Genomic DNA, 11410 nt, shown 5'->3' with positions numbered 1-11410 from the left:
TGACTAGAATACGCTTCCAAAATCCTATTTTTAAAACGAACTACTTCATTCTCTTCAGTTTAATCTTGAGCCTTCAGTTTTGGCCCGCTACGATGCATGCCCAAATCCCCGGCATGCAATCTGAAACAGAAGAACCGGCAGAGCCGCAATGGCCCGATGACGCTCTTGAACGTCGCACCCCACGAGGTAGTATTGCCGGATTTATCTCGGCCGTAGCCGAAAAAAATTACGAAAAGGCAGGAGAATATTTTAAAGTAGGCGAAGGAGAAGCCGAAGATGCCCGAAGTGCCGAACTGGCCCAGCATCTGGAGATCTTATTGAATCAGGGTGGGCAAATCATGCCGTACTCATGGATTAGCAGAAGTGTGGAAGGAAGAACAGACGATGATTTACCCAATCACCTTGAACGCGTGGGAACCATTGACTCTTCCAGGGAAGATTTTGATCTCCTGCTTGAAAAGGTAGAAGGCCCGGAAGGAGGTCCGCTATGGCTTTTTTCAGACCAAACGATCCAATACATCGAAGAACTCTCTGCACTTGATGAAAACGTACTGCTACTTAACCGAATCATGCCCGACATCCTGGAGCGCTACGAACTCTGGGGAGCGACCGTAGGCCAGTGGCTCGCTATAATTTTGCTCGCAGCTTTCTCTTATGCAGTAGCCTGGCTGCTTACCCATTTCTTTTTATACATCATTCCGCTGGTATGGAAAAGAGCCCGTACCGAACCTACTGCAGGTGTACTAAAAGCCTTTGCACTGCCAGTCAAGCTTTACCTGGCAGTATGGCTCTTCGTAATGCTCTCTACAGAAATAGGCATTTCAATAATTCTGCGGCAGCGGTTTAGCGGAATAACCATTGTAATTGGCCTGCTGGCTTTTCTTATCCTTTTATGGCGCTTATCAGAATTTCTGGGAACATTCAGTACAAATAAAATGAGCTCCCGCGGAAATTTATCGGGAGTCTCTGTTGCACTTTTTCTGAAAAGAGCTGCAAAAATTGCTATTGTAATCTTTGGGATTATCGCCATTCTTGGTGCTATAGGAGTAGATATTACCACAGGACTGGCAGCACTGGGAATAGGTGGTTTAGCCCTTGCACTGGGGGCACAAAAGACCATAGAAAATTTTGTGGGCAGTGTGACCCTTATTACAGACCAGCCTATACGCGTAGGAGATTTTTGTAAGGTAGGTGATACTTTGGGAACTGTAGAGAAAATTGGAATGCGCTCTACCAGGATAAGAACGCTGGATCGCACTCTTATTACCATTCCCAATGGAGAGTTCTCTTCGAGTAAAATTGAAAACTATGCTCATAGAGACCGGTTTTGGTTTCATCCCACTATAGGCCTGCGATACGAAACCACACCCGATCAAATTCGGTATCTTCTTGTAGAGCTCAGGTCTATTCTTTACGCTCACCCCATGGTCACTTCCGATCCTGCCAGGGTAAGATTTACAACTCTGGGAGCCGACTCCATAAATCTTGAGATTTTCACTTATGTAAAGGTGTCTACCTTTGATGAATTTCTGGAAGTTAAGGAAGACCTCCTGCTACGCATTATGGATGTGGTAAACGAAAGCGGTACTGGCTTTGCCTTCCCATCTCAGACTATTTACTTTGGAAAAGATACAGGGCTTTCAAAAGAAAAATCCAAATCGGCTGAAGATAAGGTGCGCCAATGGAAAGAGAAGGGAGACTTACAGCTTCCAAAATTTGATCCTGAACATATTAAAGAGATCGAAGACAAGATCCCGTACCCTCCCGAAGGCTCAGCTGAACAAAGAAATAAAGGCACCGGCACCATTCCGGGGCTATAGTTTCCAAAAAAGGCTTTTTCAGAAGTAATTTTCAGAGACCCCTGCATTAATTTTCAGATTGTGCAGCAGTGGCCTAATATTTGTTAAAATTTAAATATCTTCTATTATCCACTTAAATTTTAACCAAATGAATATCATTTTACTACTCTTTGTCTCCACATTATTGAATATTTCTGTTGAAGCCGAAGTAATTTCCGGAACGGTAACAGATGAGAACAATCGCCCGCTCCCGGGTGTTAATATCACTGTAGAAGGCACTAACACTGTGACCCAAACAAACTTTGATGGTAAATACACTATTAAAGCCGAAGAAGGTGATAAACTGGTCTTTAGCTATATTGGGTATAAAACCGCAAAAATAAAAGTGGGTGACAAAAAAGTAATAGATGTTGCCCTGAAACCCGATTTTACAGCCCTCGAGGAGCAAATAGTAGTAACAGGCATCCAGAACTCACAGTTAAGGATTCGCGGGGTAGCCACCCACCTTCCGCCACAGCGGGAATCTTATAACCAGATTGAAGAAAATATCTTCAAAAGTACAAACACCACTCCCCTCTCCACCTTTTCAATAGATGTAGATAAAGCTTCTTACAGCAACGTGCGTAGAATGATCAATAATGGCCAGAAAGTTCACAAAGATGCAGTGAAAATTGAGGAAATGCTTAACTATTTTAATTACGATTACGCACAACCTGCCGGAGAGCATCCTTTTGCCATACATACGGCTGTAGCAGAAACTCCCTGGAATAGTGACACCCGACTGGTAAAAATAGCGCTACAGGGCAAAACCATCCCATTAGATGATGTGCCTGCATCAAACCTGGTATTTCTCTTAGATGTATCGGGATCAATGAATTCCCAAAATAAACTTCCGCTTTTAAAATCGGCTTTTAAGCTTTTAACCGCTCAATTAAGGGAAGAAGATAAAGTTGCCATAGTAGTTTACGCAGGTGCAGCCGGTGTGGTATTACCCTCAACAAAAGGAAGTGACAAAAAAGCCATTTTTGAGGCTATAGATAATTTATCGGCCGGGGGTTCAACTGCAGGTGGAGAAGGCATTGAATTAGCCTATAAAATTGCACAGGAAAATTTTATTGAAAATGGAAACAATCGCGTGATCCTGGCTACCGATGGAGATTTTAACGTTGGCGCCAGCAGCGACCGCGCCATGGGAGACCTTATCGAAGAAAAAAGGGATACCGGAATTTTCTTAACCGCTCTTGGTTTTGGAATGGGGAACTATCAGGATTCAAAACTGGAAACTCTTGCGCAAAAAGGCAATGGCAATCACGCTTACATAGACACCATGCAGGAAGCTAAAAGAGTGCTGGGAACAGAATTTGGCGGCACCATTTATACTATTGCCAAAGATGTAAAGATACAGGTAGAGTTCAACCCCGCGAAAGTCCAGGCTTATCGCCTAATCGGATATGAGAACAGGCTGCTCAATAACGAAGATTTTAACGACGATAAAAAAGATGCCGGCGAACTGGGCAGCGGCCACACGGTTACTGCACTTTATGAAATCATTCCGGCAGGGGTAAATAGTAAATACCTGAAAGATATTGATGACCTTAAGTACAGCGACAGAAAAATAAAATCTTCTTCGGAAGAATTACTCACAGTGAAATTCAGGTATCAAAAACCTGAAGGTTCCAAAAGCATCCTGATTACCAAATCCCTTAAAGATGAGGTCGAACCTATGGACGCCGATTTCAAATTTGCTTCGGCTGTAGCCCTCTTTGGTATGCAGCTCCGGGAATCTGAATTCACCAATAATGCACCCGAAAGTCTTGTAATTTCTCTTGCCGATGCCGGAAGAGGCGAAGATCCTGAAGGTTATCGTGCAGAATTCATTCGACTTGTAAAAACAGTGAATACAGGGCAAACAATGAATGAAGAGTGAAAAGGAGAGGATCAATAAAGATCATCATCAACTCATTTTATGTACTAATTAATAAAGAGAATGAACAAATGGACTGAAAGCTTATCTTCCTTTATAATTTCACTTAAAATAACAAGCCTTTAAAAATGCCATTTTTAGAAGGTATAAATAAACAACTACAATGAGTTTTCAGGACAATATAAGATTAGGAAATACTAAAGAGTTAGAACGTCAAATTGAAGCCGACCCGGCTTTAGTAAACCTGCGGGATGAAAAGGGCTTTCCTCCTATCATCCTCGCCACCTATTTTGACCAACCCCAAGTTACCCGGCTACTGCTTGAAAAAGGAGCCGAAGTTGATGGCCGCGACGCCGCCGGCAATACTGCTCTTATGGGAGTTTGTTTTAAAGGAAATATGGATATTACCCGCATGTTGATCTCTGAAGGAGCCGATGTTAACGCCCGAAATTCTGGCGGCACCACTCCCCTCATTTTCGCAGCTATGTTTGAACAGCTGGAGGTTACTCAACTTTTATTACAAAACGGGGCCGATAAGACCATGAGGGATGCGCAAGGCAATTTCGCTTACACCTATGCCGAAAAGAAAGAAAATCAAAACCTAATGACGCTACTTAAAGAATAAAAGTTGATGAGCTAAAACACAGCTATCGTTCGGCTCCGTGAATATTAAAGTTTACATAATTCGTTGTTTTTGAGCTCATTTTCTTCTAATTTAGAAGGAAACCAACTAAAATTATGATAGACGAAAAGATTAAGAAAATGGCCCGCACAGGGTTTGTAGCTAAGGGAGTGGTGTATGGAATTATTGGTATTTTAACCTTTAAAGCTGCTTTTGATATGGGCGGCAAAAAAGCGGGACAGCTTCAGGTTCTTGAATTCCTTGAAAAACAAACTTTTGGTAACATTCTGCTTGTTCTAATGGCCCTGGGGCTAGCCTGCTATGCCGCCTGGAGATTTGTACAGGCAATAAAAGATCCCGAGAATATAGGCGATGACAAAAAAGGAACTGCAAAACGAATCGGTTTCTTTTGCAGTGGCCTGCTGTATTTGGGAATAGGAGTACTCGCAGCACTTAAAGCCTTTGGCGCCGGCCGTGGAGGTTCGGGTTCTTCAGGTTCCATGCAAAAATCTTCCTTCCTGGCCAGTGAGACCGGACTTTGGATTATTGGTATTGTAGGAGTAGGAATTATCATTGCCGGAATATTTCAGTTCGTGAAGGCGTATAAGAATGACTATTACAAAAAGTTAGGACTGGCATCTTTGAGTGAGAAGAAAAAGAGGGAAACCGTCAAAAAAACTGCTGAATTTGGCCTTAGTGCCAGGGGTGTTATCCTGGTAATCATCGGATTCTTTGCAATTAAAGCCGCTGTAAATTCCAATCCTTCAGAAATAAAAACTACACAAGAAGCTTTTTCATTCCTTCAGGATTCGGCTTACGGCCCGTGGTTAATGGGTGTGGTAGCTGCTGGCCTGGTTGCATATGCGGCTTACATGTTCCTCATGGCCAGGTACAGAAGGTTTCATGCATAAAATTAGGGGATTTCCCCTATATGTAATGATAACCATTGAGTGATATATTTACCCTACCAATTAATAGGCACGTGATTTTATTAAAGGGTATTTGTAAATTTCTATAAAGAAGAGAGATTGGGGGATCTCTCTTCTTACTTATATACCCTCCTGATCTCTTTGAAAAATATAATCTACAGCCATTTTTGCATGTAAATTAGTACTTTGTAGCAAAGGAAGATCGGTATCTTCATCATTCACGAGGATGGGCAGTTCTGTACATCCCATAATTACAGCCTGAGCCCCTTTTTCCTTTAGTAACTGAATATGATCTAAAAAGAATGACTTTGCAGACTCTGTGAATTTTCCGCGGGTGAGTTCGTGAGCAATATAATAATGTATTTCGTCCATAAAATCATCTTCGGGAACGATGACTTCAATACCAAATTTTTCTTTAAGTCTTTTATGAAGAAAATCTCCTCGCATTGTAGGACGGGTACCTAATAAGCCAAGTTTTGTCAATCCCTTACTGCGCGCTTCAAGCCCTACAGCATCTGCAATATGGAGAATGGGAATAGAAATTTTGTTTTGCACATACTCATAAACTAGGTGAGGTGTGTTGGCACATATCACAATAGCACGGGCTCCGGCGATTTCCAGCTTTCGGGCTATGTGCAGGTAGGTTGTCTTTATTTTATCCACATTGTGTTCCCTCATCAATTCTACATTGAGACTGTAAAGCATAAGGGGTGGGTTTGAATGAGTTCCTGTTCGTTTCCCGGCCATTTCATTAATGAGCCGGTAATAGACTATGGTAGAATGCCAAGAAGTGCCGCCGATTAATCCTAGAGTACGCATGAATGGTAAGTTTTTATAAAGGTACTTATCTACCCTTGGAGCAATGGTGATCAAAATCATTAAAACCCAAAAAAGCATCCCGAAGGATGCTTTTAAGATAATAAGAGAAATCTTAATGAACAGAAATTGGATCTGCATCACCATCGGGATCGCCAGAAGCGTAACCACTGGTCGAGATATTCCCTAATAGCCAAACTCCGGCAGTGTGTGGTGCAGCCATTGATGTTCCGCTGATTGTATTGTAACCTCCACCTTTCCAGGTAGATTTTATACTAACTCCCGGTGCCGCATAATCTACCGGAGGATTACCCCAGTTTGAAAAAGATGCAAATGTATCACTGGAATTGATGGCAGAGATAGTTACCACATTAGAATGATTAACCCGTGCAGGCGATGAATCATTAGCATCTGTGCCTTCATTACCTGCAGCCAGTGCAAACTTAATACCTGCCTGGGCAGCTGCTAGAACAGCATCATCAAGGGCCTGTGAAATTGGGCCTCCCAGACTCATGTTCGCTACATCTCCCGGTTTCCCGTTTGCCGCCACATGATTCACCCCTGCTACAACACCAGAATATGATCCGCTTCCACGGCTGTCAAGTACTTTTACTGGAATAACTGTCGCTCCGGCCGCTACTCCAATAACTCCTACATTATTATCAATTGCAGCAATAGTTCCGGCAACATGTGATCCATGACCATTGCCGTCGTCAAGAGACTGTCCGTCTTTTCCCGAAGTAAAGGCATTGTAACCTCTGGAGGCATCCACATTCAGATCTTCGTGATCAAGATCTATTCCTGTGTCAATTACCCAGGCTACGCCAGAACCGGTATAAGTTACACCACCATTCACACGACTAATTCCGTAAGGCGTTTCCTGAGCAGATGTTCCGCCGTCATCACCTCCCCCGTCTCCGGGGTCGTCACATGGTCCGCCATTGGGTGTGCCGCATGGAGGCGCAAGAGCAACAATTCTATCCTGCTCAACATAGGCAACATCTTTACTTTTGCTCAATTTGAGGGCTGCATCCTTAGACATCTTTAAAGCAACACCCGAAATTGCTGCGCTGTAAACCTGCACAATTTCGGCACCATCAACAGCATTAACCGAAAGGACTTCCTGTGTTTTTTGCTGAATCTGCAAGCTGTTAAGCCGGTGGTCACCTTTCATCTTGCCATTTTCCCTATACACTACAATGTATTGCCCGGGAATAACTTCAGAATAGGATTGAGCCGTCTGGGGCTCTTCTTGAGTGGGTAAATTGGTCGTTTCCTCCTGTGAACACGACACCATTGCGGTTAAAGCTAGAGCAGCCGCAAAACCTGAGTAGTACTTCTTAAAATTCATAAAAATAGTTTGGGTTAATGTTAAAAGATCTTCCGAATCTATATGATTAAATCTTTTAAAAAAAGTATTTAACATCAACTCCTACAGCTTTTTATGAAATTTAACATCGAAAAATCCTGAAAAATATCAGTATAATTATTGTTAATTTTTCTTTACAGCGACTGCTGCTACTGTAACTCCCATAAATGTAAAAGGGCAGAATTTGCACAAATTCTGCCCTTTAAGTAGAATATAAAGTTTGTAAGATTATTCTGTTGTTTCGCCTTCCCAGTTTGAGAATCCTCCAATGAGGTTATATGTATTGCCAAACCCTTTTTGATCCATTATAGCGCAGGCTTGACCACTTCTATTGCCACTTCGGCAGTAGACATAATAATTTTTATCCTTATCTAACTTTTCAATTTCATCGATAAATTCCTGCCCTTTATAGATGTCTATCATTTTAGCTCCCGGGATGTAGCCTTCCTCTATTTCTTCTTCGGTCCTTACATCAAGGATCACAGCTTTATCATCCTGAGCTATTTTCTCTCTCCACTCTTCCTGATTTAATTCTTTCATGATTTTTTCTCATTTAAGTTATGTTCACAAATATAAGAATCACCTGCTCTTTTTTAGCCCCTTTCGATTCGGGGATTGCGTGGAAAGCAGAAAAATTTTCAAAAAATATTTTTTTAGAATAAATTCCCTTCTATATTTGCTATTCAAATGAACCTGATCAACAAAAATAACTGGTGGTGGAAATTCTTACGTCAATCGTCGTGAGCAACACCTCCTGTAATAATATACAAAGGCTTGTCAATCACGACAAGCCTTTTTTTATGCTCATAATTCAGTAAAAACAATGAATATGTACAATCTTACCACTACTTATAAAAAACTTCTGGCAGATACTTTTACTCCGGTAAGTGTTTACCTGCGGCTGCGGGATATCTTCCCCAACAGTCTCTTGCTTGAGAGTAGTGATTACCACGGTAACGAGAACAGCTTTTCCTACATTTGCTGCAACCCTGTAGCAAGCGTAAAGGTTGAAAAAGGGCAGTTTATTGAATCATTTCCCGACGGCACTTCCAATGAAACTCAAATAACTCCCAAATTTGACGTGCCTGCTGCCATTCATGAGTTTTCTCAAAAATTTAAAACCACGGGTCCCGACTTTAATTTTATTAATGAAGGTCTCTTTGGATATATCGCCTATGACGGGGTGCAGTATTTTGAAAAACTTGACCTGTCAAAAAAGAAAGATGATCTTGAGATCCCAGAGATCAATTACTCAGTTTATCAAAACATCATTGCGATCAACCACTTTAACAATGAAGCATATATTTTTGATCACAGTTATTCCGAAAAAAATTACCTCGATCAAATAGAACAGCTTCTAAAAGTAAAGAATTTCGCCTCATATCCTTTTTCTACGGAAGGGGAACCCGCTTCTAACGAGACCGATGAAGGTTACCGCAACATGGTGATAAAAGCAAAGGAACATTGCCACCGTGGGGATGTCTTTCAACTGGTGCTCTCCCGAAGGTTCTCGCAGGGCTTCAAGGGCGATGAATTCAACGTTTATCGAGCCTTACGTAATGTGAATCCTTCGCCATATCTCTTCTATTTTGACTACGGAAGCTTTAAGATCTTCGGAAGTTCGCCCGAAGCACAATTGGTAGTCAAAGAGGGCAAAGCAGAGATCCATCCCATTGCCGGCACCTTTAAACGCACCGGAAATGACGAACAGGATGCAGCCAGTGCTAAAGACCTGGCATCCGATGAAAAGGAAAACGCAGAGCATGTAATGCTGGTTGACCTTGCCCGCAATGATCTTAGCCGAAGCAGCAAAGAAGTAAAAGTGGAAAATTATAAGGAGATCCAGTATTTCTCCCACGTAATTCATTTGGTAAGTAAAGTCACCGGACAAAAAAATGAAGAGGTGAGCACCATGCAGATGGTTGCAGATACTTTCCCTGCAGGAACCTTAAGCGGAGCACCAAAACACAGGGCTATGCAGCTCATAGAGCAATATGAAAATGTGAACCGGGACTTTTATGGGGGCGCCATTGGGTTTATGGACTTCAACGGAAATTTTAATCATGCCATTATCATCAGGTCGTTCCTAAGCAAAAACCACAGGCTCTACTACCAGGCAGGTGCCGGAATAGTATCAGGATCAACTCCCGAAGGTGAACTTCAGGAAGTGTACAACAAAATAGGAGCATTAAAAAAAGCATTGGAGCTGGCTGAAGAAATCTAAGCCTCACCAGACCCCTCCAAACGAGGGAAATAAAAAAAAGAAGAATGGAAAATAAGCAATATAATACCAGCAATTCCCACCCCTCAGGGGAGGGCCAGATGGGGGAGAAAAAAACTCCTTCCGTGTTGGTGATCGACAACTACGATTCCTTCGTCTACAACCTTGTACATTACCTGGAGGAGCTGGATTGTAAAGTCACGGTTCGTAGAAATGATGAACTGGAACTGGAAGAAATTGAGAAATACGACAAGATCCTGCTTTCTCCCGGCCCGGGAATACCAGATGAAGCCGGACTTTTAAAAGAGGTCATCTCTACCTACGCCGCCAAAAAGAGCATTTTTGGAGTGTGTTTGGGTCAGCAGGCCATTGGTGAAGTTTTTGGAGGAAAACTCATCAATCTAAAGCAGGTGCACCATGGGGTAGCTTCAAAAATTAAACTCTGTGTGACCGATGAACCTCTTTACAGCGAATTGGAAAATGAACTGGAAGTTGGCCGTTACCACTCCTGGGTAGTAGACCGGGCACTTCCCGATTGTCTGCAAGCCACTTCTTATGATGAAAACGGGGAAGTAATGTCCCTGCGCCACCGGGATTTTGATGTGCGCGGAGTACAGTTTCACCCCGAGTCGGTTTTGACCCCACAAGGGAAAAAGATGATCGCCAACTGGATCAATAGTCCGGTGAAGAAATCTACGGAAGAAAAGAATGACCAGCAACCTGAAACAATTTAGCAGCATGAAAGACATTTTAAACAGGTTGATCAACCACGAAACTATTTCAAAGGAAGAAGCCAGGAATGTGCTGGTAAACATTTCTGCAGGAAAGTACAATCACAGTCAGATTGCCGCTTTTCTTACCGTCTATATGATGCGCAGCATCACCCTCGAAGAGCTCGAAGGTTTCAGGGATGCCCTACTCGAAATGTGCCTTTCTACAGATCTTGCACAGTATGATCCTATTGATCTCTGCGGAACAGGAGGCGATGGCAAAGACACATTTAATATTTCAACTTTGGCCTCCTTTGTGACGGCAGGTGCCGGTGTAAAGGTTGCAAAACATGGGAATTACGGCGTTTCTTCAGGCTGCGGCAGCTCGAATGTGATGGAGCATTTGGGAATAAAATTCAGTAATGAACAGGATTTCCTGAAGCGCAGTATGGACGAAGCCGGAATTTGTTTTCTTCACGCTGCACTTTTTCACCCGGCCATGAAAAATGTAGCTCCTATACGTAAGGAACTGGGTGTAAAAACATTTTTCAATATGTTGGGACCAATGGTGAATCCCGCATTTCCAAAAAATCAGGTGGTTGGGGTATTCAGTCTTGAACTCGCGAGAATGTACGCCTACCTGTACCAAAAAACTGATAAGAATTTTACCATTTTACACGCCCTTGACGGGTACGACGAGATCTCCCTTACCGGAAATACCAAATTGATCACCAATAACGCCGAAGCCGTTTTACGCCCGGCCGATCTTCAGCTGAAATCGATTAAAGCATCTGAAATTTCGGGAGGGAATACTGTGGAATCGGCGGCAGAAATTTTTATGAACGTGCTTAAAAATCAAGGTACGGCCGCCCAGGAGAATGTGGTTTGCGCCAATGCCGCCGTGGCGATAAACACTGCAAAAAACACGGGCCTCGAAAATGCCTTTTTAGAGGCTAAAGAAAGTCTGCGTTCAGGTCGCGCCCTTACAGCCCTTGAAAAACTTCAGCAATTAAATTAAAG

10 protein-coding genes are annotated in these 11410 nt (G+C 42.7%); 7 read left to right on the top strand and 3 right to left on the bottom strand.

Going from position 1 to position 11410, the window contains the following annotated elements:
• Positions 1-113: 113 nt before the first annotated feature.
• The 4 genes from VS868_RS10885 (at position 114) to VS868_RS10870 (ending at position 5256) form a co-directional block, all read left to right on the top strand.
• Positions 114-1820: a mechanosensitive ion channel family protein gene (locus tag VS868_RS10885; RefSeq protein ID WP_266067851.1), complete on the top strand. Its 1707-nt coding sequence runs from the start codon at positions 114-116 to the stop codon at positions 1818-1820.
• A 127-nt stretch (positions 1821-1947) separates the two neighbouring features.
• Positions 1948-3726 carry a von Willebrand factor type A domain-containing protein gene (locus tag VS868_RS10880; protein ID WP_345597409.1) on the top strand — a complete coding sequence of 593 codons (1779 nt, stop codon included), beginning with the start codon at positions 1948-1950 and terminating at the stop codon, positions 3724-3726.
• Positions 3727-3886: 160 nt separating this feature from the next.
• On the top strand, positions 3887-4348 hold the full coding sequence (locus tag VS868_RS10875; protein WP_266067853.1) for an ankyrin repeat domain-containing protein: 462 nt from the start codon (positions 3887-3889) through the stop codon (positions 4346-4348).
• 113 nt (positions 4349-4461) lie between these two features.
• Positions 4462-5256, top strand: coding sequence for a DUF1206 domain-containing protein (locus VS868_RS10870; protein WP_345597406.1), 795 nt, complete (start codon positions 4462-4464; stop codon positions 5254-5256).
• A 138-nt stretch (positions 5257-5394) separates the two neighbouring features.
• Here VS868_RS10870 and VS868_RS10865 read toward each other — a convergent pair whose 3' ends face one another.
• The 3 genes from VS868_RS10865 to VS868_RS10855 all read right to left on the bottom strand — a co-directional run bounded on the left by VS868_RS10865 (position 5395) and on the right by VS868_RS10855 (position 7999).
• Positions 5395-6093 (bottom strand): amino acid racemase, encoded by a 699-nt coding sequence (locus VS868_RS10865; RefSeq protein WP_345597404.1) that lies wholly within the window; start codon positions 6091-6093, stop codon positions 5395-5397.
• Positions 6094-6205: 112 nt separating this feature from the next.
• Positions 6206-7441, bottom strand: a complete 1236-nt coding sequence (locus VS868_RS10860; protein WP_345597402.1) for a S8 family serine peptidase — start codon at positions 7439-7441, stop codon at positions 6206-6208.
• A 246-nt stretch (positions 7442-7687) separates the two neighbouring features.
• Positions 7688-7999, bottom strand: coding sequence for a rhodanese-like domain-containing protein (locus VS868_RS10855; RefSeq protein ID WP_266067857.1), 312 nt, complete (start codon positions 7997-7999; stop codon positions 7688-7690).
• Positions 8000-8288: 289 nt separating this feature from the next.
• Between VS868_RS10855 and VS868_RS10850 the strand changes: the two genes are divergently transcribed.
• From VS868_RS10850 to trpD, 3 genes are all read left to right on the top strand, one after another.
• Complete coding sequence (locus VS868_RS10850) at positions 8289-9683, top strand: anthranilate synthase component I family protein (protein ID WP_345597398.1); 1395 nt, start codon at positions 8289-8291, stop codon at positions 9681-9683.
• 98 nt (positions 9684-9781) lie between these two features.
• Positions 9782-10414, top strand: coding sequence for an aminodeoxychorismate/anthranilate synthase component II (locus VS868_RS10845; protein WP_266067923.1), 633 nt, complete (start codon positions 9782-9784; stop codon positions 10412-10414).
• Between the two features lie 4 nt (positions 10415-10418).
• On the top strand, positions 10419-11408 hold the full coding sequence (gene trpD, locus VS868_RS10840) for an anthranilate phosphoribosyltransferase (protein ID WP_266067859.1): 990 nt from the start codon (positions 10419-10421) through the stop codon (positions 11406-11408).
• Positions 11409-11410 lie beyond the last annotated feature (2 nt).

The sequence above is a fragment of the Salinimicrobium sp. 3283s genome, from assembly GCF_039602225.1.
Taxonomy (GTDB): domain Bacteria; phylum Bacteroidota; class Bacteroidia; order Flavobacteriales; family Flavobacteriaceae; genus Salinimicrobium; species Salinimicrobium profundisediminis.
The sequence above is the reverse complement of the archived record's forward strand: the minus strand, read 5'-3'. Positions and strand labels throughout refer to the sequence as shown.